Source organism: Caballeronia sordidicola, assembly GCF_000729995.1.
In the GTDB taxonomy this organism is placed as follows: Bacteria; Pseudomonadota; Gammaproteobacteria; order Burkholderiales; family Burkholderiaceae; genus Caballeronia; species Caballeronia sordidicola_A.
The window spans coordinates 1-26,613 of sequence record NZ_JNFG01000198.1; the positions used below are offsets into that span (position 1 = coordinate 1).

A 26,613-nucleotide genomic window follows, 5' to 3' on the forward strand; every position below is an offset into this window, starting at 1 on the left:
GTCAATGTGCCATCGCATCCGCTGTTTGCGCACCGGGAACGCTTCCGGCCGCTTAGCCTTCCTGCTCCGACAAAATTCCCTATCGGCGTCGTGCATCAAGCAAACTGAATTTTGCAGGTCCGACTATCTAGCGATGCAGGTCGCCGCGTAGTTTTTCATAGAGCCGCACACGATTTAACAGGAGTCCCACGGCGGCCTTTCATCAGGGACGTATGACTGGTCACACTCCGCGCTCGCGCAATGCGCAGATTCGAGCGAGGTATGCGCGCTGCCGGGTGATCCTCGACGAGGAAGTCTTTGTCTTACGCTCGCGACGTGGATCGGGGTTACCAATGAGCCATGCTCTCTGAGCATCCGGTCAGCTCGTATTCGACGCCCCCAGGGTAATTGAGGAATTCCGTTTCGATAATCCGGCGTGTGGTCCTGCGTGAATACAAACATGATAAGCACGGCATTTTCGCGGTGCCGCCGAACGGCGAATACCATCAGAACGGGCCGAAATAGCCGCATGTAACGGCTGAAATAATTTCGCTTATTGCACCTCTCTTCGGGAGCATCCCTAAGAGCACTGAGGTGATCAGATAGCCACATATCACGTCGGCACGATAACTGCTGGAGCGCGTTTGCCTGCGCGCGGGTGTTGAGGCGATTTGTTACCATGTCACTCAACATATTTCCGCACCTTCCCGTTGCGGCTAATTCGCAACGGTGCCGCCTTGGAGCAAGGTCAATGTTCGAAAAGAACAAAATTTACTCGGTACACTTCCTACGATTCTTCGCGGCTGCGGCAGTGGTAGTTCACCATGTTCTGCAGCGCTACACCGGTAAGGTAACCGTGGGCGCTGCGGGCGTAGACGTCTTTTTCGTGATTAGTGGGTTCGTAATCGGTCTTGCACTACAGGGCAACGACACATCTACACGCTTCGCAGTCAAGCGTTTAATCCGAGTGATGCCGCTGTACTGGACAGCGACGCTCGTTTATGGCTATTTCAGATTTGTTGCATGGGGGTTGACGCCCGCGCCTTCGGAAATTCTAAGATCTATTTTTCTATGGCCGCCGTTTGGGCATCCTTGGTATCCGATTTACTATCCGGCCTGGACGCTGGAGTTCGAAATGCTTTTCTATGGGATCGCAACAGTATGCTTGATCTTTTTTCGCAAAAACGCATGCAACGCCTGTTTGATACTTGTGCTTTGCGTGTCGCCAATCTTAATTCAGGTCCCTGGTTCCGTGCGTGGAACATTCCCCGAAACTCAGTTTCTTCTGGAATTTGCTGCCGGGATTGTAGTTGCACAAACGATCGACATCCTAAGGGCTCGTTTGAAGCCAGCCATAGGTCTATGGCTTGTTCTAGGTGCTCTCGCAATTTTCGCGATTAACTACACTCAAACGTCGGCGCGGCCAATCGCTTGGGGTGTGCCGAGTGCGATGATGGTCGTAGGGATGATTGCCTTTGAAAGAACAGCCTGGTTGAAGAATAGATTCATTGTTTTGGGAGGCGATGCGAGCTATGCCATCTATTTAACGCATATCACTGCCATTGAGTTTCTCGGTGAGGCTGGGAAATGGTGGCACATTCCGTTCGAAAAGCATTTGATCATCGCCTTCCCGTTATTGATCGGCGCCGGGATCGGGTGCGGTATAGTCGCGCACTTGTTGATCGAGAAGCCAATGCTGATTGTCTTGCGAGGCTTCTTGCTTCCAAAACGCACTGTTATAGCCTGAAGTCGGAACCAGAATCAGTATCCGCTCGGATATGCGGGCCTGCCTCGCAACGCCTGCGTTGCGGCGCCAGACCGGTGCTGACAATCGCCGTGGTACCTTTCGACATGCGCCGCCGGCGCGGCAGCGAGAGGCACGGAGTTTTCTCTTAAAAAAAGTGCTCGGGCTAGCGGAGGCCTTTTTGTAGAGTGGAAAGCGTTCCAAAAACGACCCCAATATTCGACCGAAAATCCTTACTGCTTATTGGGACACAAAAGAGGGCACGAGCCTCCGCGGTGTTGCACCGTTAGGATCTTCGAATAGCGCAGCTAAACTAGCCAACGATGTACGAGGTCGGCACTGTCAGCGTCGCAACCGGCCAGTGGTCTAGTATGCCGTGTCACCTCGTGCCGATGTACGCCACGAGTCTATGCTGAATCGGAAAGTGGTCGCTAGGAGCGACCACTTTCACACAATTTCAAAACGGCTGAGCAAGCACTTCCCTACCGCCGCCGCTACCTCACGCTTCCAACTTGGCCAAGGGCACAGAACGACTTACCGGATTCGGAGAGCGCATAAAATTTTAAAGACTGCCATTGAGTTGTTCGGGCATAACCAAACCACCCGACATTCTGCTCAAATTTTTGTCCTAACCACTCTTCCGCGGCAGCGCTTGTTCGGGTACTCGTAGCGACGCCGACGATCTGATTTGTTCCATCAACGGCGATCACGTTCTTCGCCGGCGAATGGTCGTCCGTCATCCAAGCCCAGCCAGAAATCGTAACTGGAGTGCCGGGCACATCGAATATTTTCTCGGACTGGCTATTCGGGATTGATCCGACTGCTTCCACAGCACCACGACAGGCCGTCTCAGAGCGCGCAGCAAGGAAAACCGAAGCACTGTCGCCCCATCGGAAAGGAAAATAAGAAAAAATTCCCAGATTGTGCTCTCGCGCAAATTGCATATATTGAGCAGCTTCTACCTCGTTTTCATCGAGAAGCCGTATCTCGTTTCGATCGTTGATTTGCATAAATCCAGCCAATGCTGACTCCCAGTTTCTATCTCGCGCCTTTTCCCACAGCCTCATTTCGTGGTTCAACCCGGACAAGGCAAATGAAAGCATGATCGTCATCGCGATCACCATCGACGCGCCTACATACCGTCGCCGCCGCTCCCTTGCATCGAAGAGAACGCCCGAAACCACTGCATAGACGCCGAGCCAGCCAAGTCCCGCGAATGATGCATATTTTTTGTTTGCAGCTTCCAAAATTCCATATTGCGCGCGAGCCAGACCGGCGGCCAATCCTGTCACCACGATGACGATCAACAACACCAGACCGAATACCGCAAGACGGCCACCCAACCCTGGTCTGACAAAGCGGGCGATCGCAAAAGCTACAGTCGTACCAAGCACTACAGCACCGCACAATCCGGCCAAATAGGGAGACGCCGTCCATGTCACAAAGCTTGCTGGCCACGCGTCGAGCCGTATGAAAGGACCGCCCCAATACATCAGCGCGAATTTTAGGATTTGAATGACGTTGTAGGATTTGGTCCCAGTCGTCGGTGTAATCAATAGAATCAAAATAACGTGCGCGATCGCCAGTCCTAGCAATAGGGCGACAAGTGACGGCTTCCAGCGCAGCACGATAGCCGTGCCGGCAGCCGCAATTAGGACAACAGGGGCGTTACCCAGTGTCAGGGTCGCAATCAGCGCGAGCAGCAACAGATACGCAAGCAAGCTCCGATGGTCCAAGTTATCCGAGTTCGCGGACGCGTCGCTTATAACAAGTGCACCGACGACGCAAATGCAAGCCATAAATGCGTGCTGCAGTTGAAATGGATAAATCAGCGTATAAAGAAAATTCGGATTGATGAAAAACAGCAGGAGCAGTGCCAATAAAGCGAGTTTCAGGTATGCATTTTTTGTAATTCCGCTTTTTAGGAAAGCGATCCACGACACCACAGCGGCTGCGATTTGAAGGACATTTGTTGCTATTACTTGACCATACTCTCTGCCAGAGAGGAAGCGCTCGTCTAGGAGCGAAACGACGCGAGTCGTAAAAATACGATGTTCGTTGTGAGGGGAAACCATGTAAGCAAGGAATTGTTTCACCCCCGATAAGGCGTGGTGCATCCTTTGATGGTCGAACATGTCGTCGTACATTGGTGCGGCGAAAATATTCTTCGTCTCCCAAGCAAGCGTCGTCCACACCACGCTTACGGAGAGCACGGCGGCAACGGCTAACAAGAAACCAACGACTAGCGCGGCGCGCTCATTCAATGCACTACGGTGATTTGCTGTTGGCATACGTTTCATTTGTTGTTAAAAGGTTCAACACAACGACGTCGTCGTGCTTCACGGCGTAGCCGTTTCCCTTCGCTGTGTAAATCCAAGAGTGCAAAAGCAACGCCGACAGCATGCGCGGCTAGTAGCACCTGATCTGAGCCTATCCAAGTTACCAACCAGGCTCATTTACGCAGAAAGCCCGGCGGTTCACCAAGGTCGCAATCAAGCGCCAAGATCCTAAATGTAAGCGTCTCGATTACGATCATCTTGGGCGCTGTCTGATCTCGTCGTTCGCACGTTCACCTCGACCACACGATATCTGATACTGGAACCCTTGCGCTCAGCATCAGCAATCGTCCGTACTGTTCTGACTTTACCTTCCCCCTCCAGTGCTTCACGACCGCTTTGACCAACCTAACACGCGCTGGCTCCAACTCTAAGTACAAACGACCGGTTCGCGTGCGCGCCCCTGCATCACCCGGGATGCTTTCTCGTTCTCCTCGCCTGTTCTCCCCGGAATAATTGCTTGCGTTCCGAGCAACGAAGGTATTTAGACAATTTTTCTGGGACAACGTGCAACTGTTCCGGCATTGGGACAATTATATTCATGTTCTGTTGTCTACGGTTTTCCAGTACTTTTGTCGAACAATCGTAACGACACTTGAACCGTGGGCAAGGGATCGCGGCGTTGTCCCCCGGGTCTCCGCCCATTCCTCGAATCCGCAGATGCGAGAGATGTTAACCCCGTTCGCGTTAAAAGCGTGTTGAGACAATGGACAACGTGTACAGCCTTTCAGAAAACCCGTGTTCCATTGCCGAGAGCCCCCGGGAGACCAATCCACCAAAGTTAAGGATTCCGTATATTAATTATAAATAAAACAAAAACCACTTGACACACCTTAAAAATCGCGTCGCGCAGTGAGATTTTTTCCTCATTGGCGACCATGTCTCTTCCCGCTTTTTTTGCCGATCTTGCAGCGCGATTACAGTCGGCCGAGTTTCTTCAAATAGCCCGGCATTCCGAACATCCCAGGGCGTTTACGCGTAATCGCAAGTTGCCCTTGCCCTCTCTGGTCGCGTTACTACTCACCGGCATGCGCATGAGCGTACAGGCCGAACTCGATGTGTTCTTCGCCCATCTACGGCAACAAGCGCAACTGGTGCGCCACGTCTCTGAGCAAGCCTTCGCGCAAGCGCGAGCCAAGCTATCCTTGAGCGCCCTCCCGCAGCTCAACGACTGGGTGATCGAGCGCGCCGAACATTATGGCTTTATACCGCGCTGGCTTGGCTTGCGACTGGTCGCCGCCGATGCATCCACCATGCGCTTCGGTCTGCGCGCCAGCCATGTCAAGCGCGCGGCGCTGGCCGATCAAATCGCCTTTGGGCTGTTTCTCCCCGGTGCCGAATTGATGCTTGCCGCCTCGCTGCACAGCGTTCACGAGCGTGGCGAGCGGCAGATGCTGTTCGAACATCTCCATCGCCTCTCGAGCACCGATTTGCTGCTCCTCGACCGAGGCTATCCTTGCCGCTGGCTGGTGGCCGTGTTGAACCAGCTTCAACTTCCATTTTGCATGCGTGTCGATTCCTCCGGGTTTGCTTGCGTGCGCAAATTCCTGCGCTCCGGACTGCTCGAACAGATCGTCACGCTGGGCGCTCCCAATTGCCGCGACGCGCGTGACTACGAGTGCCCGCGCGAACCTCAAACGGTGCGCCTGGTCCGCCACGTCGCCCCGAACGGCAATGTGCGCGTCCTGATGACCACCTTATTCGACTCGGTACGCTTTCCCGCCAGTTGCTTCGGCGACCTCTACCATCAGCGCTGGCGAATAGAAGAAGCGTTCGACGGCCTTCCATAATGCACTCCTTCGTATGTCATTGAATATCAAGGCCCAACTGGCCCGCGACGTGCGTTGACGGGCCTTGCTCGGCCCGGGCAGCGAGAAATTCATCGAGATCGGCTTGGCGAATGGTCCACGGCGCATTGCGACAGACTTGCCTGGCCGACAGTTCCTTCTGGTGGATTAGCCGCAGCACGGTGGTGTGTGTGACGTTGAGCGAGGTCGCCGCTTCGTCAACGGTCAACTCGCCGCGCTCCTGGCGCTCGCCCTCGCGGTAGGCGGCAATACTATGACCCTTGCGGATCGAACACACTCGCGCAGCTGTCCATGTTTGCCCATGCGCCGTACGGTGTCCAAGTCGATTGATCGTCGCTGCAATACGTTCATCGGGCTGCATGCGGGCCAGCGAGGTGATCAACTCGATCGTCTCTGCGCTCGTGACGTAGCGATGCGCACCGATAGGTGTCTTCTTCAGACTCAGCTCCGTGTGATCGCCGCCTTGCCAATGCACAATGAAGCGCACCGAGTCGCCATCAGCGGTCACGACGATCTCTTTGATCACGGTTCGCACGATACGCTTCCTGACATCGGGCGTCGTGTCGGGGTGCTCCCACAGGCGTGGTATATCCTCGGCCAACGCCATGAGGGCTTGCCTGGTCTCATCGCTGAGTGCATCGGGGCGCTGTCGCATCAACTCGGAGACCTCTTCCTCCAGCCGCGATTGTACGGCCAATGCATCGTTCCAACGCTTCTCCAACGACCCGGCAACAAGACGGTTGGCGGGGTCCACGGCATCGTATTGGCGTTGTGCACGGTTGACTTCATAGCGAGCACGCTGCAGCGCCAGGCGCTTCTGGGCGAGCCGCTCGTCGTCGACGCTTTGCAACTGCTCGATGGCCAGCACCGCCGCTTGCAGTCCCAGCGGTTGCAGGCAGCGCAGCACCTGCTCGGCCACCAGTTGATCCGCGCCGAGGCCGCCGAACACGACACAGCAGGCGTGGTCACGGCTGAGGATATGTGTGGTGCATTGATAGCGGATGCTGGTCGGGCCTGGATAGTTCACGCTAAGCTTGGCCCCACAATGCCCACAGCGTAGTAATCCTGATAATAACGCGCTGCCGCTCCTGATCGAGCCACGCACCGCACTGCCATGTCCATTGGTGTTGTGGGCCATCAACTCCCGGTTGGCGCAGTACACGTCCCAGTCGATGTAGCCCTCGTGATGATCGCGAATCAGCACCGCCCTATCCTCGGGCCTGTGTTGGTGGGTACGCACGGCACGTTTGCGCCCATCCTCAATGCGCACGCTGGTCTTGCTGCGGCCATGTGTATAAGCACCCGCGTAGATCGGATTGTGCAGCAGGCTCAGCACGCTGTGGTAGCGCGGGGCCTTCCACTCGTGGCGCTCTGCGCTGCCGGCGCTCGTCACAGCCGGCATCTCGATACCTTGCTCGCCCAGCCAGAAATACACGCGCGTGGCGCTGCCGAGTTCGGCGAATTTGCGAAACACCAAGTCGATGGCCGCGCGCACACGCTCGTCGGGATCCTTCTCGAGGCGATCCTCGACGGTGCGTACGTAGCCGATGGGCACATGCATGTAAAGCTCTCCGCGTTTAGCCTTCTGCTTCATCGCTTCGTGCGCTCGCTGCCGGAAGCTGGCCAGTTCCATCTCGCTGATCGTGCCTTTCATGCCGAGCAGCAGCCGGTCATTCATCTGCACGGGATCATAGATGCCTTCTGCATCGATGAGCAACGCCCCCACAACGCTGCAGAACTCCAGCAGCGTGTGCCAGTCTCGCCCGTTCCGTGCCAGGCGCGACGCTTCGATGCTCAGAACCGCGCCGACCTCGCCATCGCAAAGCAAGCCCAGCAACCGTTCGAAGCCCGGGCGCAGCGTGCCTGAACCGGAGCGGCCGAGATCGTCGTCGATGACCTCAACGCGCTCCCACCCCAATTGCCGAGCGCGCTCAACCAGCCCATATTGCCGACGCTGGCTCTCGAGGTTGTTCTGCACCTGGCCCTGCGTCGATTGGCGGACATATACACAGGCTAGCCGCGACAGATGTTCAGCGGTGATCTTGTTCATCGCCCCCCTGGTTGATCGCCACGGCGATGGCTCGTATCCACTGCACCATCTGCTGCTGCAGTTGGAGCTGAACGTCCTGCGGTAGTGTCGGCAAGGGGACTGCGCTGGCGTCTTCGAACAGCACTATCTGAACCATCGGGCGGGGCGGCGTCGAGTTCTCCTGTTGGGCTCGGGCTATCCCGTAAGGATAAGAACGTCGATACACAACGGCGAAGCTCCAGTAGCGCTGCAATGGACAAGCGCGATTGCTCGACGACTCGCACTTTGGCGGCCGCAAGCTCGGTCATCCACGCGGGGACGGACACCGTCGTGCCGTTAGAGCGCCGGATGACGTAGCAGGGCTCATCGTTGACGTAATGCAACCGGACCACCGCGAGACGCTCACCCACAAGGGGGTGAAAGCGGTAGCGCACTACGATGTCATGCGAGAGATGTTGACGGGCAGAATGACTTACCCTTGTTCAAGCGACTCAAGCATCGCCTCAATCTAGAACACGTCTCCGGTCTGTCCCAGCAGGCCGTCGTACAAGATGTCGCTGCCAAGGTGGTGACCGACAACTTGCAGGCATTGACCACGCTGACCGCACACGCCGACGCCGAACTGCCCGCATCGCAACGCATTAACCGTGCCTATGTCCATACCGCGCTTAAGCCTTTGCTGCCCGCGTTGCTGCTCGGGATGAAGGTCGAAAAGCTACTCCATAACGTGCTGCGCCTGGTCGCTCAGCAGACCTATCGCCATCAAGAAAATCTGTCAAAACCACGCAGCAAGAAACCGAAACCCCATAAACCCATGACCCAAAAACACTGTTGATGAAAGTTCTTTTCTTAACTTCGGTGGATTGCCCGGGAGACCCGCCGGCAGTGCAGGCTTTGTTGGCAGGCGACATCATATCGGAACGTATATTTGCGTAGAAAATTCACACGCTGGCTCAAATAATTAAGTACGATCGCGCAACCGTGGTGAAGTTGACGAGATCGAACATTCGATGGGTACCAATGGATACTTATTACAAAGTCTAACTTGCAAAAAACCTTGAACCCATGGCGAACGAAAATACCTACCCATGTTTCGTTTATGCCTTAAGCGCATGCAATCGGTTGAGATTATTTTTCGGAAGAAATCGGTTCGGTAAGTATGACGAATTTATCCTGTCCTCTCCGCATGAAACTTGAGGCTAGAAGATTGCGCGGGACGAAGCGGGCCAAACTTTGCGACCTAACGGAGATAGGTCACTTACAGCGGAACGTCTTAGCGTGTCTATTTTTCTATGCTCCCTCAGATACTTCAACATGAGACATACTACATTTGCAAATCGCCACTCAATCCCAAGAAACGCCCAATGGAGAAAGCTCGATGACTGAGGAATGGTCTGCCGATCGGATTCAAGATGCAACTTACAGAGCCAAGTTTCTAGATGTACCGAAGATAATTGCTGATTGGACGAGCGAGGCTGGGGGGATAGCAGGCAAAGACGTGCTCGACTTCGGCTGCGGTGAGGGCACTATGGCAGTCGCGATGGCCGTGGATCAAAACGCTCACCGCGTTGTCGGTGTAGACGTTCATCGAGAAATCGAATCGGCCTTACCGCTTGCGCAATCCCAACTTGGACTTCGACGTTTGCCAGATAACCTCCAGATTGAGATGGTGGACCCGAGCGCGTCGCTCGAAAAATTCGGGTCGTTCGATGTGATCTATAGTTGGTCAGTCTTCGAGCACATTCAACAAGATTTGCTGCTCGATTGCCTAGCCAAAATGAAGCGAGTCTTACGACCCCAAGGTGTGATGTTCCTCCAGACCACCCCCTTGTTTTATTCAGCTTATGGTTCGCACCTGGAACCATGGATACCGGTTCCGTGGGCTCATCTATCGATGCAGCAGAATCTTTACTACGCTGAACTAAGAAAACGTACAAGCAATCAGGAGGAGTACGAGTCACTTCTTAGGACATACGAAACGCTCAACCGCGCCACGGATTGGCAGATTATTCGGGCCGCGAAAGCCGCAGGTTTCGAGATCACTCGAGAGCATCGAACTTACGATGATTTTCCAATCCCCGATGAAGTTCGTGAAATTTATAAAGAAGAGGCGCTGCGTACTAATCAGCTCGTCTTCCTTGCGAAACACGCGACCGAGCAAGTATAGGCAGCGAGGAGGATCGTGCGTGTTGGCAGCTCTCAGGGGAGTTTCCGATATGTTTCGCCCAACATTCGGATCTTTTGCTCCGCAAGTCCGTCTCGATTCTGTTCGGTCCCTCGGACTCAGCTACTTCTCGCGCGATCACCGCTCGAACAGCCAGTCGAGCCGTGATCGCCGAAGGACCCGTTTGACGGTGTCAACAAATGATAGGCGATCCTTCAGGGGGCTAGGCGAAACCCTCGCTCTAGCTCTAGCTCTAGCTCTAGCTCTAGCTCTAGCTCTAGCTCAACACCACAGAAACCTTGGTACTCGCGTGATGCGCGATCCCTAGCCGCCCATGCCCGAGCCACCTGCACCTAACAATTAGTCAGCCCTTCGTTGTGAGTACTCTCGAAACCGCTCCGTTAATTTCGTCCAACTGCTTTTCAGCGCGGCGTCCCGCTCCTGTGCGAGGTTCGCAATAGACGATTGCGCCTCTGCAAGTGCCACCTCCGTCTCGGTCAATTTGACCTTCGTTTGCTCGATTTCGCCTGCGCGCGCCGTGAGGTCTGCCCGCGCCTCCTCTAACCCCGCGTGGGTTTTCGTCAATTGATCGCGTAGTTGGCTCGTCTCGTCGCCACGCTCGCGCGCAAGTGCCTGCGTACTATCAAGTGCGTTTTGAGTGATTGCGAGCCGCTCTGTTAATAGGGCAATCTCATGACCGCGTTCAACGGCAAGCGCTTGTGCCACTCCAAGCGCGAGATCTGTTCGATCAAGCCGTTCAGACAATTGGGCGATCTCGTGACCACGTTCGATGGCGAGTTTCTGCGCCACCTTAAGTGCGAGATCCGTCCGGTCAAGCTTTTCAGACAACGCGGACAGCCCAGGGGGCCGGCTCTCCGGATCGGCAACAGACATTACGCCGCTATATCGCACCTCGGGATCTTCCAGCGCCTTTCCAACCAAGTCCACATATTCCCGCATGGTCGCGCGTTTGTGGGCAGCCAGCGCCTCATTCCTCGGTACAACGTTTTTTATCGCCTCGTCGAATACCGCGACAACCACATCCAGCGGCGTACCGACCTTGACGATATCGGCCAAAAAGCCCGCAGACGTCATGCCTCGTTGATCGTGAGAAATGGCAATGCCTGGAACGCCAACGGATGCTGCTGCGCCTATCCCATGCACTCGCGGTCCAATCACAAGATCAAACTGGCTGTATATATCAAAGTAATCTGCTGAGTCATATGAGTAGTGCACATCCATGCCAGGAAACGCATGACTAGCGAGAGCTATTTCGTCAATATAATGAACCACAATGGAAAACTTGAATCGGGATCCATAACCGCTGATAATCTGACGAAATATCTCTATTTGAAAATCATAAGCTTCGGATGATAAGCTTCCCCAAAATACCGAATCGTTTCGTGATGCTTGATAAATAAGAGCAATATTATCGACGGCGGTAATTTTCTTTTCCTTGCCGGAAGGCGCCGACAACAAGGCTGGACAAGGTAATTGCCGGGCAGAAAATCCCTGTCCTACAACAGCGTTTAGCGTGTCGTCCTCACGCACTGTAAAGGCCTTAGCCTTCCCGATTACCTCCCGAAATTCGTCACGGTACAGGTTGAAGCCCCCTCCCACACCCAGGAACATCACAGGTAAATTGGACTTCAGTATCTGTTGATAGAGGTCAAAGCTGCGGACGTTGCACCATTCGGGCGTTCCCGCGAATACGACCCAGTCGATCGCACCACCGTCGCTGTCCGGCTTAAATGAGTTGTCGAAAAAACTCGCCGAATCATCAGACAATTCAAGCCCAGGAAATCCGGACCGCAGATCCGGATTTCGATTAAAAATTACAGGGTTAACGCGGAATTTCGCCAACTCATCAAATATTTTGCGCACGCCCAGCAAGATTATTTCATCGCCAGGATTCCATTGCCGCGTGGTGGAGAAGACGATGTTTTTACTTTCTAAATTCATAGCAGCTTTGCCTCAAACTTATCAAATGTTTCCGCGGTAAGGTTCTCTGAGCCTTCTGACGGCGTTTAACAAAGTGTACTCGGTGGCTACCCGCGTAAGCAAAATGCTCGGCGGTCGGTGATCCGCTCGGGACGAGCAATTAGTCCAATCGGGAACCGTTGTGTCCACCTTGGATGACTATTGATTGTCACGTCTCGGGTATCGCGCATTACGGTGTCTGGCGCAATCAACTGAAGCGGTAACGGTCTCGCAAATGCGAAACAAACCGTTGGTGCTACTAGTTCCCGTATTGAGGGGTCGTGTGGAAAAAACTGGTATCTACCGTTTGATTCGTTAGATCCACAGATCAATATCCGCTCCACTGCCATCCAGGGGAGCGGAAACTCCGTCAGCTCTCACCTTCCGCGCAATTTTCCAATAATACCCCTGACAGGAGCCATAAGGCGCCAGGACGTAGATGAGCGAATAGCAGCCACTTCCGCTCGCAACCGGTCAACCTCGACATGTGCAGCAGCCGCTTCGCGGGCGATTTCCGCTAGTTTTGCTTCAGGATCCGGATCGAGTTCCGCCAGCTCTACCCCCGCCTTTTTTAAGGCTGTACGCGTACGCTCAAGTTCACGATGAACATATCCAGTCTGCAACTGGTTCGCCTGCATGATCCGATACGCACCCTCGTCCTTTTTACGCTGCACCCGCTGCCACTTCAGCAATGCATTTCGTGCTTGAGAGTCATCGCCCAATGCCAGTACGCTTTTTGCGTCTTTAATAGCCTCGCTGGTTTCCTCTAAGAACCTGCGACCGGACTTTCCATCCGGTTCCAGGTAGGTTCCCTCGCACCATTCATTCCATGAATGCAGGAACACAATCTGCTCGTCCGGTGAGTATCGGTCGTGCGTGTCCAGGATTGCCTGAGATAACCACTGCTTGTAAGCGTCTCCGCCTGTGTTGACGTGAACCATTGCACCAGATCCATATCGGGGCGTGTTATCCCAAGGCAACATCACCGTGCGGAAGCGCTTGTACTCGGGAAACGGCCGGCTCATATGGTAATGCGCGAATTTCTCGTAATCTACGATACGCCCTCTAAAATCGTCCGCGAGATCGAGCTCCTCATTCCCCAAATTCACCACTTGTTGAGGGACTATGTTCGAGGGAATCTCATAGCTTGCGTCGAATCCGAGCATCCGCGGGTGGACGGGGTCAGCAACCCAATCGTCAACCATGACAAGGTATATCCCGGGAAAATCGTGCCGTTCCATTTCCGCGCGCCAGATTTCCGTGGTACCGAGAATATTTGGAAAAAGGTGCGTCTTATAAATAAGCAATACAGGTTTACCGTCAACCTTAACGTAACGCTTATCGCGAAAAACCGGCATTAGATCCCGGATAAACGCTAAATCGTCGTCATCGGAATGTTCCTGCGCAATAATCACTTCGTTGTTGCCGCCGTCCCAACGCTTACTCCAATTCTCGTTAGCCCAAAGAAAGAGGAACGGCGCCTCAATGTCTGAATTAATATAATTCTCGACGGGTTTGTACAGAAGCTTCTTGCCGTGGAAATAATAGTAATAGAAGCAAAATCCAGTGATGCCATGCTCGATAGCCAACCGAACCTGTTCACGCATTGTTTCGAACGAACGCAGATCGTAGTAACCCAATTCACCTGGTATGCGCGGTTGATAATGTCCCCTGAAAAGGGGTTCGGCTTTTATGACGTTGGTCCATTCGGTGAAACCTGCACCGTGGGCCAGATTATTTTCGGCAATTGGGTGAAACTGTGGAAGATAGAAAGCAAACGTGCGCGGAACCACTTGGTTCGAACTCTCATCAGCCTTCACTGAGTCGCCAGACTCATCTTCCCGATCGAGCGGAGTTGACAAACGCGGGCGAAATCCGGATGCCTGTTCACGCGCGCGCGTCCGGGCCAAGTCGGGCCATACGCCCCCTTCGGGACTCCGACCTACTGATTTGATATGTCGGCCTTCTTTTTTACCGAAATCGATGAAATGCAAAAGAGGGTTGGTCCCGGATTTTGCAACATCCACATTCATCTTTAAGTAATGCGCTGCATCAAACTCTGCGCCTGGCGAGTAACCGCGCGCACCGCCGATCGTGACGAAGTGGTCGAGCGGATCTACTCCTTCATTGTCGGCGTCGGGATACTGCACGGTGTACCACGCCGGATCAAAGTAGCCCGAAGCGATCACCTGTGCTTTGTCGTGAGCTTGCGCAGCAGCCACTGGAACAGATATAGCTAAGTTACTTTCGGATATTGACTGACCGTTCGAAACACGCGCAGTGCTGACATTTGCCAAACCAGCCCCTCGCTTCGTCTCCAACATTTTTGCGACATAACTAGTCGCGGCAATGACGTCGTCAAGTTGCGTCTCTCTCGCCGGACCGTTGAGATTTCGGACAAGTTTTACTTCAGGGGCGTCGCTGGCATAAAAACCGGTGAACGGGGTATATTGGCGGAACACATTCAGACGGCCCAGAAGGACAATGCCTGGCGTACTTGTCGCATTGGCCATGTGCGCCGGACCGCTATCGATACCGACAAAGAAACGGGCGCGGCGGATAACTTCGGCAGTCTGCAGAATCGATGTCCGATTGATCAAACTAGTGGACAACCCGTCCAGTGGCGAGGCCACAAGACTTTTCCCTGCCCCGATTTCGACTATCGAAAGCTTGAGTTCCGCTTGAATCCATTTGGCAAACCGGACCCAATTTTCCGCAGTCCAATCTTTATCAACGTTGTTCGACTCACGATGGATCACGCAGTAATCGCGCGGCAGGTCGAGAGAATTGACCGCATCCACGTCCTCGGCTCGAATATACATTTTTGGCTGAGCCGACAGCTTCGGCAACCCTGCTCCATACGAGAAAGCTTCAAGCAGCGCACCGTAATCGAACCACTCGTAGGCATTGACGAACGGGTTTCCGTTTTCCTTGATAAGCGGAATTCTGCAATGCGAACAAACCCGATAATTCACATGCAAATCGACCACTTTGTCATATGACTCGTGCTTCGTCAGCCTGATCCAGTCCGTGAGGCAATCAACCGTAACTGTTTCGTCGACGAACGGATTCTCGTCGATCAGATCACGATATGCATGAAGTACAGCCCAAGAGATATGGGCACGTGGATATTTTTTTCTGAGATAACGAGCAACTGGCTCGCACGCAATGATATCTCCAATATGTTCCGTCAACCCAATGATTATATTCATCTCTATCTCAGATACTTCTTAGTTAAATAGCAACTACTCCTACGGCAGCATTGCTATTGATCTAACATGCTGGATCGCGGGAAGCCGAGGAGCACGTTTATGCCGAACGAAGCTGCGAACACTGCGTACTTTGTATCCGTATCCGTTACCCATCACTTCCAGTACGAGTCGGCGCCCCGGTAATTTGTGCGCCTCCGGGAAAGAGACTGCAGAACTGAACTTCCATTCACCGGTGACTCTCCGACGGGTCATTTCCTGAAAGCGAACGGGTTGAATCGGCTTTCGCGACTGAGCACGAGGCGAAGCTTCTTTACCGGTTCGGTCCAATCGCAGGAGGAAAGCCCTCCGACAACAAAGGTTTCGACGTCACAATACCTTGGCGCTCTCGTGCATGGGACATCCGTAAAAAATTTAACATACAGTCTACACACCTTAGAAACTGCGGCCAACGGGCTTCGCGTGCTTCACGCATTGATAGGCGTCTTACCGGGTCCATCTCCTCGCCGACCTGAAGCCATGAACAACCAACTCTGCGGCGAGCAGAACGACTCGCGCGACGCAGAACAGGCAACTCAATCTCAAGGACCCACCGGCACCCGGATCGCCGTCAGAAAGCTGTTGAGCGCATCGGAATCGATTGCATACCCAGTACAAAAGTTGCGCTCCCGAAAAGCCACACACGTGAGCGAGTTACAAGGCGAGCAGTTCACGATCGGGCCGAGAATCAGACTTGGGCTCGACTGCTCCGCGAAGAACCTCTTCGTGTTGACGTGCTTCGGATGTGTTGATCCGTAGAGGGATATTTGCGGTATATCAAGGATTGCGCCGAAATGCGAGGTCCACGAATCAACACCGGCAAGCGCATGGCCGAGTGCCAAAATTTCGCGCCATTGCGCGGGCATGAAGTTTTGCAGGATCGCGCCGTCGCAAAAATCAACTGGCATATCGTCCGCGCCGCCGATCTGAATCAGTTTGAAACCAGCGTCACGCACGTGCTTCGCGAACTCCGCAAGGATGTGGGCCGGGAGCGACTTCAGGCTCCAGCCTCCGAGCGGATGCACGAATATGACTTCCTGACCGAACGGGCGCACGATCTCAGCAGCAACGCGGCGATGCTCTTCGGTAGTCGATGGTTTTATGTTTGGCAAAACCGTATCGACCGGCAAGCCAACTTCTTCAAGCATGTATTCAACAAGATTCTGCCCGGTCTCGGACAAGCCGCGCGTGGGATGGCAACGCGCGAGGCGAGGCGAGGCGTCAGTCCTTTGTGCGACGTATCGATACGATGCAAGCAGTAGCGGATAAGTCTCTTCAGCGGAAGCGACCTGAACCGGCACGGGTTCAATCTCGAGATCGGGCGCAAAATCCTTCGCCCATGACACGAGCGGTGCGGCAACGTGCATGCGCACCCGGATGCCGAGACTTGCCGCATAACCTGCGACCTGCGTCGCGAGCACAACGTCGCCGCGATGAAAGGGGCAAACGATCTCGACGCGCCCCGGGTCGTCACAGCTGCCCGAACGCTTGTCGAGCAGCCAGCGCCAGTCGTGGATGGCCTCCCAAGGCGCCACAGCATCGGTAGGTTCCTCGCGCATCGACCAGGCGGCAGCGGCCGATGTACGAACCATCGGAATACTGTGCTTGCCAAGACGTAATGAGAGATCGGCAACCGCTATGTTGGTGATGAAGCGTGGGTCGAGCAACTGTCCCATCTCGTCTACAAGCAACGCGCGAGGGCCTCCGAAGATGCCCTGCCGAAACGATCTCAGTGGTTCGATCAGCGGGTGGGTGGACAACCCACCGTCCCGGTCGTCCATATGAGCGTCGAGCAAGTCAAAACGCTCGGCCCGCAAAATTTTTTCGCGGGCCACAGCGTCCAGTGTGTCGGCCGGCACCTCGGCACTTTGCAACTGGCCGCCCGGATTGGCTGTGTGGCAGAGAACCGTCGCCCGAGAGTCCGAGGTCGCCAGCGCCTTAAACAAGTATTCGAAGCAACGATCCATTGGAACCAGGTCGCGCCCGGCAACCCAAACATAACGTTCTTGTGCAATTTGGAAGCCCTGCTCCAGCGCGTCGGCAAACCTTAGTTCCTGACGCGAATACGGCACGACGACAAAATGCGTGAGCGGCAAGCGACGACTCCAGGCCGCACGGTGGTCGCGGATCGCAACCAGGCGCGGCTCTTCGGCGGTTGCATCCACGATCACCATCTCACGCAACACGATACGTTCCGCGACGAGCGCATCGATCAGCATAGCGACATTGGGAAACGGAGCAACGCCAACCACGATCAGCGACGAATTCTGCGCAATGCGTGTGACAGATTCCTCCGTTACCGGATGGGTTTCGTCAAAGCGGCGCTGCGTCGCTCGAATGGCAGCGCGCAGTGCGTCCATCCCTTCCGACTGCACTACAACAGGCGCGGCAACATCGGGAGCCGCCCACGCGCGCAAGCGGCTGGCGAGTCCTGGCGCCGCGCGCTTCAGGATACGTTTTATTTCTCGCTTGATCGGTGCGTTCACCACGATAGAGATTCCTACGGATTCAGCCAGCTCTTGGGAGCACGCGGCGGGAACGCCAGCGCGAAGTTCTCGGACGCGACGGTGAGGTTCGGACTGTAGAACGGATCACAGGCGATGACATCGCCCCAGCGCGACAACATATAGCCGCGTTCACGGGCGTCACGTTCGATCTGCGCAGCGCTCACGTTTTCGCCCCGCGATACTGACTCCAGGTGATAAAGCTCGGCAAACGGCGTAAAAACAATGTCATATCCGGCTTCACGAATCTTGAGACAAAGGTCAACGTCGTTATAGCCGACCGTGAGATTCTCTTCATCGTACCCCCCGACATTCTCGAACACGTTCTTGGGCACCAGCATGCACGCCGCCGTCACAGCCGAGATGTTTTGAACAAGCATCGGACGGCCGAAATAGCCGTTCGAATGACGTGGGAAATGCCGATGGCCATGCGCCGCCACGCCGTACAAACCAAGAATCACGCCCGCATGCTGGACGGTGTCGTTGGCGTAGTAAAGCTTTGCTCCAACCGCTCCAACATTTGAGCGACTTGCCTGAATGACGAGTTCGAGCAGCCAATCGTCGTGAATGACTTCGATGTCGTTGTTGATAAATCCCAGGACTGATCCGGTCGCGATCTCGGCTGCGCGATTATTGAGCGCTGAGAAGTTGAAGGCGCCCTCCACTCGAAGTATCTTCACGCGTGGATCGTGGCTCACCATCTCGAAGTAATCAAGTGTCTCCGGTTCGACACTCTCGTTGTCAACGATGATGACTTCCATATTGTCGTACTTCGTTGAATGCAGCAGGCCATCAATTGCAACCTTCAACACGCCCAGCCGATCGCGTGTCGGCACAATCAGCGAAACGCGCGGTAACACGACTGGCGGTTGCCGCTTGATGCGCCACCAACTTGGGAACTGTTCGATGCCGACCACTTCCGAAGTCGGCTCCGCCTGGCTGAAATACTCGACCAGCGCACGCCGTGCGCTTTCCACTGATGCATCCGGGTTATTGGTCGAGAAGCTGGCGACTCCCGGAAAAATGCGCCAGTGATAGAGCACATGGGGAATGTGACGGATGCGTGACGGGTGCGAGTGAAGCAGGAATCTCAGGGCGAAATCGTAGTCCTGGCTACCTTCGAAACCCACTCGGAATCCGCCGATTTTTCGTGCAATCGAACTCCTGTACACGCCCATGTGGGCGATGAAGTTCTGCGAATAGAAAAGCTCCTGGTTCCAGTCGGTCTTGAAATGCGCGTCATGACGGCGGTCGTTCTCATCGACTTTATCTTCGTCGGTGTAAATCAGGTCGACGTCCGGGTGCCGGTTGATTTCTTCCGCGACCATATAAAGCGCGTGCACCGGTAGCGCATCGTCATGATCCATCAACGCGACGAACTCCCCCGTCACCAGATCGAGAGCCGTGTTGCTGGCGGCTGAGATATGGCCGTTCTTCGGACGGAATGCAACCTTGATGCGCGAATCACGCTGCCTGTATTCGTCCAGCACCGCGCGGACCTCGGGGTTCGTCGAGGCATCGTCAGCAATGCAAAGTTCCCAATTTTCGTAGGTCTGTGTAAGGACAGTGTCGAGCGCCTTGCTCAGGTATTTCGGGCGCGGGTTGAAAACCGGCATCAAGACCGAGATCAGTGGCTTCAGGGGTAATTCGGATCCCTTTGCATGAATACGGGCGATATCGTCCTGGCTAAGGGTGTCGTAACGCTCAACCCACGCCCGATACTCGCCGTTGTCGTATTTCGTGGCAATGCCGCCGCGCACCAGCGTCTTGACCGTGCGCAGATCGCCGCGCACGACCGCACGGAACAGGGTCGCTCGCTGCTCGGGGTCGAGCGCCGCATACCCTTCACGAATTAGCGCCAACTTGCTCACGTTACGCACCGACAAACATTTGATGGAAAAACGCACACCACGCCGGTCGGTTGGATCGAAACGAAGGCTACGCACTCCGGCGGGCAGCACGATCAACCGTTGCTCACGTCCTTCCCTATAGCTCGCGATCGGGAAGGAGAAAACCTGCTCACCTCTGTCGCCGGCAACCGCATAAACGATCGGTCTCAGATCCGCCTCATCGGACACAATCTCGATCTCCATGCGCGCCCAGCCGGCCTTCATCCCGTTCCAGCCGGTCACCACCTGAAATTGCGGGTCGTCGCCGGTGCTGATGAAGCCACCTTCTACTTGCTGCACGTCCTTGCCCGCTATGTAGTCGGGTCGCCCAATGCTGCGCACCATGCGCGCCGGTACCAGCGCGATATTGCGTATGCGCCGTGCAAGTACGCTTGCCGCTCTTACCGGTTCTGAGAGGCGCCAGCTCCAGGAAGTGCGATAGGCGTGGACGGCCGCGCTCAATTCGGCAACGCGGGCGCTGAGATGCTTTATTGTTGCATCCGACTCTTTTTTCTCACGCTGAAGCTTGATCAATTCCGCGCGATGCAAGGAAGTTTGCTTGCGCAGCGAGGCGAGCATGCCGCTGTTGCGTTGCAGTTCCACGTCCTTTTCAGCTAACGAACTTGCGTTCAGTGCAGCCTGCTTGCGCGCTGCCTCTTCAGCGTCGCGCAAAGTCGCCACCGCAGCTTCCAGCGAAGTCCGCCCCTCGTGAAACTCGCTGATCTCGAACTCCCGTGCCTTTAGAGAACGCTGAAGCCCGACCATCTGTTCGTTGTCTTCGAAACGCCCTTCAAACACACCCGAGGCGAGTAAGGGCAACGCCGCATCGGATGCGAGCGCGATCAGGTACATCGGGTCGATGAGACCAGGCGCCCGCTGAATTCCCTCGTCGTCCTGAACGTAGCTCACCAGCGGACCGCTGCCCTCGGCCAGCAGCGCCGAACCATAGATCACGCGTTGTCCGTACATCGCAACATGAGCAAACGATGCGTTCAAAAGTGCCTGGAACTCCTGGCGGCTCAATTCCTTGACATGGAATGGATTGTTGAAATTCGGGATTTCAGAGTAAGTACGCCGGTCCGGGCTCGACATGACGAGCAAACCGCCAGGCCGCAGTACTCGTTTGATCTCGGCAAACATTTTCTCGTGCTGATCGTGATGCTCGATCGTTTCGAAGCTCACAACCACATCGACCGATGCGTCCGGCAACGGGATGTCCGCAGCGGAACCGGCGCGAAACTCCAAGTTGATATTTCGGTAGCTGCCCCGTGCGTGAGCGATCGCTTCGTCGGAGATATCGACGCCTACGACACTGCGTGCAACTCGCGCGAGGATGGCGGAGCCATAGCCTTCACCGCTTGCTATATCAAGGACATCCTTTGCTGACACGAGATCGGCTGCGCATTCGTAGCGATGCATGTGCTCCAGCTCAATACCGCCATGCTGATCGGGGACAAAACGTTCACCGGTAAATTCCATATTTCTTACGTGTTAGATCGTTGGCACTGCGTTATTCGAACTGTCTAACCCGCGGGGGAGACGCCAATTTGAAAAACCTGCCGCCTTCAATAGCCAGGTTCGGGTTGTAGAACACATCACTCCAGAGCGCCGCGCCCCAACGTTCGTGCATGCATCGACTTTCGCGCAGCAATCTTTCAGCCCGCTCGCCGTCGGCGTCACGCCCGCGTGTCGCCGATTCGTAATGGTAGAGACCCGCATAAGGCACGTATACGTTCCGATATCCCGCACGATCGAGTTTCAAACAAAAATCAACGTCGTTGTAGGCCACGCCCAGGCCGCTCGCATCGAGTCCGCCTACGGATTCATACAACGATTTCCTGACCACGAGGCAGGCCGCAGTGACTGCGCTGACCTGCTGCGCCAGCATAGCGCGGCCGAAATAACCGGCCTCGCCGCGACGCAGCAAATGATGCATATGACCCGCAACCGACCCGCCCGCAAGCACAACGCCGCCATGCTGCAGGCGGTCGTCCGGATACCAGAGCGCGGCGCCTGCCGCACCCGTTTCAGGTAACAACGCGTAGCCGCACAAGATATCAAGCCAGTCAGGCTGCGTTACTTCCATGTCGTTGTTCAACAGACATAGAAGCTTGCCCCGCGCGTGCGCCACCGCTTCGTTATTCAGCGCCGAGAAGTTAAACGGTGCGTCCACGCGTAGCACCGTCACATCCGGTTGTCGTGCGTAACGCTCGAGCAACGCGAGCGCGTCGCTGTCGGTTGAGCCGTTGTCGACAATGATGATCTCGAAGTGCTCGTAGCGCGTCTGCTCACGGAGACTGTCGACACAGCGTTTGAGCAGATCACTCCTATCGCGCGTGGGGATCACAATGGACACCAACGGCTTCGGCTCGGGAACCTCGAACGTCGCACGTACCATTGACGATTTGTCGCTCACGGCTTCGACTTTCGCCGCATGTCCGAGTCTTTGCAAGTGCTCGCGCACCGCCCGCAGCGATGCCTCGCGCGCATAGGGCTTGGCCGCAACATTGCCCGCCGTGCTTTCTGCGCTCAGACGCCAGTGATAAAGCACATGCGGGATGTGGACAATCTGTTTCGCGTCGATCCGCTCGGAGCAACGCAACACAAGGTCATGATCCTGGCTTCCCTCGAAGCCTGCCCAAAAGCCGCCTGCGTCCCGAAGTAGCGTCGTCTCGAACACGCCGAGATGCGAGAACATGTTCTGTCCGAGCATAAGAACGGGATTCCAGTCCGACTTGAAGTACGGCTCGACGCGCTGGCCATCGAGCGCGAGCTTGTCTTCATCGCTGAAGAACATACGGGCGTCCGGAAAACGCTCAACGTAACGGGCGACCATCAGTAACGCGTGTTCCGGTAGTATGTCATCGTGATCGAGCAAAGCGATGAAGCGGCCACCAGCCAGCGCACAGGCGTCATTACTCGCGGAGCAGATATGGCCGTTGCGCGTACGTCGCACCACCTTGATTCGTGGATCGCGATCCGCGTATTCTGCCAGCGTCTTGGCAACTTGCGGTGCCGTCGACGCATCGTCGCAAATGCAAAGCTCCCACTCCGGATAGAGTTGAGCGCGCACCGACTCGATCATTTCGCGAAGGAACGCATCGGGCGTGTTGTACACGGGAACGACAACCGATATGAGCGGCCGCGAAATCATCGCCTCCGCCTCGGCGCGCAGTGCTGCGCGCTGCTGTGCGTCGATTGTGTCGTACTGGCGGATCCAGCCGGCGTAGTCGTCAGTCGCCGCCGCTGCGCGCGCGAGCAACCGCCGCACTCCACCCAGTCCGCCGCTCCGAACCACGCCCGCAACCGCGCGTGCAACCGGCAACGCACCACCGCGCACGCGGATGGCTTGCTGAACACCACGGAGCAACTGATTCAGAGAACGCGGCAGCAAACTCCAGCGCATCTATCCGACCTGTGCTTCGTAGGCCGCGACGACCTCTTCCACTGCGCCAAACGCGCGCACCCGCCCGTGGTCCATCCACAACGCCTTGTTGCATACGCGTCGAATCTCGGCATTGGCATGCATTGCCAGCACGACGATCTCGGCACGACTATGCAGGTCGGCCAGCCGCGCCTGGGCCTTGTGCATAAACGATGCGTCTCCCACGCCCATGACTTCGTCCAGCAGCAGAATTTCGGCGTCGACCGCAGTGGATACCGCGAATGCAAGACGCACGCGCATGCCGCTTGAATAGGTTCGAAGCGGCAGGTCGAGATAGTCGCCTAGCTCGCAAAATTCCGCGATGCCCTCGATCTTTTCCTTGATCTCGGCGTCGGTCATGCCAAGCAGGAGTCCTCGCAGGCGGATGTTCTGATAACCGGTCGAATTCTCATCCATGCCGAGGCTGATATCGAGGAGCGGCACGATCTTTCCGTCGCTGGCAATCGTGCCAATAGTCGGCGAATAAATTCCGGCCATGATCCGCAGCAACGTGGACTTGCCGGCTCCGTTGTGGCCAATCAGGCCGATCCGGTCACCGCTGTCAAAACGGAGATCGACGTTGTCGAGCGCGCGCACCACGATCACGCCATCGGTGTCTTCGGCAATGGAGTTGCGTCGTCCCATCCGCAGCACTTGCTTCTTCAGCGAACGGCCTTGCACGTCGTAAATCGGCAAGTCCAGCGTTGCTCCGTTGAGCTCAATGAAAGCCATGTGTGTTCTCTTAAACCCAATAGGGAATGCGTTTCAGGTAGCGGCCGGTCATCGAGAGCGCAACAATCCAGCCGACGATGGCCATGCCGATCGTCACTTCCCACGTCAGCGCACTTGGTGCTTGTCCAATAAGCGGTGACCGCACGAGTTCGATCAGGTGAGCCAGCGGGTTCCACTCGACAATGAAGGCGTAGCGCTTCAACGCATCCGGGCGATAAATAATCGGCGTAACGTAAAACGCAATCTGGATCAATGCGGCGATGATCTGTGGCAGATCTCGGAACCGGGCCGACAATAGGCCGGCGAGCATTGCTATCCACATTGCATTAAGCATGTAGATCACAAGCGCCGGAATGAAGAGTGGCAGCATCTCCCAGTCCTTGACCCCGAAGACCGCGATCAGCACAACCACAATGATAAAGTTATGCGCCAGGATCACCAGGTTGCGCCAGACGACTTGCAGGATGTAGATCAGCTTGGGCGTCGCGGCCTGACGAATGTAAGTTCCGCTGTTTATGTACGCCATTCCGCCTTCTTGCACCGTCTGAGCGAACGTGGTCCACATCACGAGACTGACCGCCAGAAACGGCAGGTAGTCGTGCATGCTCATGCCGAACAACGTGCCGTACACCACGCCGATCGTTCCAATCATCACGCCCATGCTGATGGTGAGCCAGAATGGGCCGACGCGTGAGCGGGCATAACGCTGCCGCACTTCGAGCCAGCCAAGCAGCGTCCAGAGCCTCCATGACGCCAAGCTCTGCGTCAGGTCTAACGATATAAGTTTGAACATTGAAGTTTGTCTTGAGGTTCCGTTAATTCCAGTGAGTCTTACACTCGCGTTTTATCTCATTACAAGCGCTATATCTTCCCGAACGCGCCCATGTGCCCCAATAAGCCATGCCAAATTCCAAGACACGCCATGCGCACGTGCTCCAGGCGAGGCGTGAGCCAAAGTCCGTAGATGACCAGACGAACCGGCATCGCAACGATCTCGGTCCATTTCCAGGTCCACGGCATATAGCCACGCATGATCAGATTGGTCGCGTTGCGGAACAGATAGTAGTGCCGCAGCGGGCTGTGGCTCGGATAAGCGCGTCCGAGCACCCGGATCGGCTCGCCGCCAAGCGAATGCCGCAGGCTCAGCAAGGGCGTACCCAATACCGAATAGTGCGCCGCGCGAGCCCGCACGCACCACTCGACGTCGACGAAGTCTATAAAAAGCGAATCGTCCATCGGACCTATGTCGCGCCACGCACCGAGATTCAGACACGACGCTGATGAGATCAGAAAGTCGACCTCTATAGGCTCAGTACCCTCCGGCACAATCCGTTTCAACGCCGGGAACCCAAAGCGCACGAAGGGCGCGACCCCTCCCAGCCGGGCGTCGTCGTAGGCCGGGCCGAGCAAGGCGACTCTCCGACCGCTGCTCAACTGGTCAGCCAGCATGCGCGGCAGGCCCTCGAGGAGTTCGGTCGACGGCTCGCTGTCCTGATCAAAAAGCAGCGCACGCTCGCACCCGGCCTCAATCAGGTAGTCGATACCCTGATTCAAAGCCGTCGCGATCCCCAGATTGTCGCCGTTGGAAATCAACACGACGCGATCCTCAAGACCCAGCTCAGCGCGGCTTTGCGCCCCTTCGGTGTTATCGATCACCACGCATAGGCCAAAATCGGCAAACCGGTTGGCCCGGCGGATGCACTGGTCATCGGGGTGGTAGAAGACGACGGCGATTCCCGTCCCCGGGTTAGCCACGTTGATCGGTCATCCAACGCACGTAGCGATCGACCCCTTCCTGAACCGTCAGGAACGGTGCGTCGTACCCGGCCGCGCGCAGCTTCGACTGATCCGCCTGAGTGAAGCATTGGTACTTGCCGCGCAACGCGTCGGGGAACGGAATGTACTCAATCAGCCCGCGTTGCACCAACTCCGCCAGGGACAAAGGCGCTTCGCCGTCAATTGCCCGCAGCGAGTTCACCACCGTCGACGCAATGTCGTTGAACGGCTGCGCGCGCCCTGTGCCCAGGTTGAAAATGCCCGATGTCTCCGGATGATCGAAGAAGTGCAGATTGACCTTCGTCACGTCTTCCACCGACACGAAATCGCGCGTCTGCTCGCCCGCGCCATACCCGTTGTATTCACCGAACAGCTTGACCTTGCCCTCGGCGCGGAACTGGTTAAAGTTGTGGAACGCGACAGATGCCATGCGCCCCTTGTGATTCTCGCGCTGCCCGTACACGTTGAAATAGCGGAAACCAGCGATCTGCGTGCGCGCTTTCGGCAGGGTCTGGCGCACGATCTGATCGAAGAGAAATTTCGAATAGCCGTACACGTTCAACGGCTTCTCAACGTCGCGACGCTCGACGAACTCACTCGACCCGCCATACACCGCCGCCGACGATGCATACAAGAATTGCACGCCCTGCTCCAGGCACGTGTCCAGCACGTCGCGGCTATAGCGGAAGTTGTTTTCCATCATGTAGCGGCCGTCGGTCTCCATGGTGTCCGAGCACGCGCCTTCATGGAAAATGGCCCTGACCTTGCCGAAATCGCCGCGTTTAAAGCGCGCGACGAACTCGGTCTTGTCGAGGAAATCGTCGACTTCGCAATCGACCAGGTTCTTGAATTTGTCGGCGCGCGTGAGGTTGTCGACGGCGATCACACGTTGCTCGCCACGCTCGTTGAGCGCCTTGACGATGTTGCTGCCGATAAACCCGGCCGCGCCGGTAACGATGATTGTCATGGAATTTCTTTAGCGAGACCGCAAACGGCTCAT

At 55.8% G+C, this 26,613-nt stretch carries 15 protein-coding genes; 4 read left to right on the plus strand and 11 right to left on the minus strand.

What is annotated here, in order from left to right:
• Positions 1-730: 730 nt before the first annotated feature.
• Positions 731-1,726: an acyltransferase family protein gene (locus FH08_RS0134400; protein ID WP_031362685.1), complete on the plus strand. Its 996-nt coding sequence runs from the start codon at positions 731-733 to the stop codon at positions 1,724-1,726.
• 491 nt (positions 1,727-2,217) lie between these two features.
• Here the strand turns inward: FH08_RS0134400 and FH08_RS0134405 are convergent, their stop codons facing one another.
• Positions 2,218-4,014: a hypothetical protein gene (locus tag FH08_RS0134405; RefSeq protein ID WP_152602991.1), complete on the minus strand. Its 1,797-nt coding sequence runs from the start codon at positions 4,012-4,014 to the stop codon at positions 2,218-2,220.
• Positions 4,015-4,937: 923 nt separating this feature from the next.
• Between FH08_RS0134405 and FH08_RS0134415 the strand changes: the two genes are divergently transcribed.
• Complete coding sequence (locus FH08_RS0134415) at positions 4,938-5,849, plus strand: transposase (RefSeq protein WP_235210595.1); 912 nt, start codon at positions 4,938-4,940, stop codon at positions 5,847-5,849.
• A 16-nt stretch (positions 5,850-5,865) separates the two neighbouring features.
• Here FH08_RS0134415 and FH08_RS0134420 read toward each other — a convergent pair whose 3' ends face one another.
• Positions 5,866-7,917, minus strand: a complete 2,052-nt coding sequence (locus tag FH08_RS0134420; RefSeq protein WP_031362688.1) for a recombinase family protein — start codon at positions 7,915-7,917, stop codon at positions 5,866-5,868.
• A gap of 457 nt (positions 7,918-8,374) precedes the next feature.
• Here FH08_RS0134420 and FH08_RS0134430 point away from each other — a divergent pair, with 457 nt between their 5' ends.
• On the plus strand, positions 8,375-8,731 hold the full coding sequence (locus FH08_RS0134430) for a hypothetical protein (protein WP_031362689.1): 357 nt from the start codon (positions 8,375-8,377) through the stop codon (positions 8,729-8,731).
• 543 nt (positions 8,732-9,274) lie between these two features.
• Complete coding sequence (locus FH08_RS0134435; protein ID WP_031362690.1) at positions 9,275-10,063, plus strand: SAM-dependent methyltransferase; 789 nt, start codon at positions 9,275-9,277, stop codon at positions 10,061-10,063.
• A gap of 357 nt (positions 10,064-10,420) precedes the next feature.
• Here the strand turns inward: FH08_RS0134435 and FH08_RS0134440 are convergent, their stop codons facing one another.
• The 9 genes from FH08_RS0134440 to rfaD all read right to left on the minus strand — a co-directional run bounded on the left by FH08_RS0134440 (position 10,421) and on the right by rfaD (position 26,580).
• Entirely contained in the window at positions 10,421-12,022 is a 1,602-nt protein-coding gene (locus FH08_RS0134440; protein ID WP_031362691.1) for a polysaccharide pyruvyl transferase family protein, read from the minus strand.
• 395 nt (positions 12,023-12,417) lie between these two features.
• Complete coding sequence (locus FH08_RS48855; protein WP_035568200.1) at positions 12,418-15,252, minus strand: glycoside hydrolase family 99-like domain-containing protein; 2,835 nt, start codon at positions 15,250-15,252, stop codon at positions 12,418-12,420.
• A 578-nt stretch (positions 15,253-15,830) separates the two neighbouring features.
• A complete protein-coding gene (locus tag FH08_RS0134450; protein WP_031362693.1) occupies positions 15,831-17,777 on the minus strand; it encodes a glycosyltransferase family 9 protein in 1,947 nt (648 codons plus the stop codon).
• Between the two features lie 11 nt (positions 17,778-17,788).
• Positions 17,789-21,160 carry a glycosyltransferase gene (locus FH08_RS51470; protein ID WP_051888749.1) on the minus strand — a complete coding sequence of 1,124 codons (3,372 nt, stop codon included), beginning with the start codon at positions 21,158-21,160 and terminating at the stop codon, positions 17,789-17,791.
• 31 nt (positions 21,161-21,191) lie between these two features.
• Positions 21,192-23,087 (minus strand): glycosyltransferase family 2 protein, encoded by a 1,896-nt coding sequence (locus FH08_RS0134460; RefSeq protein ID WP_031362695.1) that lies wholly within the window; start codon positions 23,085-23,087, stop codon positions 21,192-21,194.
• Complete coding sequence (locus tag FH08_RS0134465; protein WP_031362696.1) at positions 23,088-23,837, minus strand: ABC transporter ATP-binding protein; 750 nt, start codon at positions 23,835-23,837, stop codon at positions 23,088-23,090.
• 10 nt (positions 23,838-23,847) lie between these two features.
• The gene (locus FH08_RS0134470) at positions 23,848-24,630 is read right to left on the minus strand and encodes an ABC transporter permease (protein WP_031362697.1); all 783 of its coding nucleotides are present in this window, start codon (positions 24,628-24,630) and stop codon (positions 23,848-23,850) included.
• A 68-nt stretch (positions 24,631-24,698) separates the two neighbouring features.
• Positions 24,699-25,592: a glycosyltransferase family 2 protein gene (locus tag FH08_RS0134475; protein WP_235210591.1), complete on the minus strand. Its 894-nt coding sequence runs from the start codon at positions 25,590-25,592 to the stop codon at positions 24,699-24,701.
• On the minus strand, positions 25,585-26,580 hold the full coding sequence (rfaD, locus tag FH08_RS0134480; protein WP_031362699.1) for an ADP-glyceromanno-heptose 6-epimerase: 996 nt from the start codon (positions 26,578-26,580) through the stop codon (positions 25,585-25,587). Before rfaD ends, FH08_RS0134475 begins: the two co-directional genes overlap by 8 nt.
• Between the last annotated feature and the right edge of the window lie 33 nt (positions 26,581-26,613).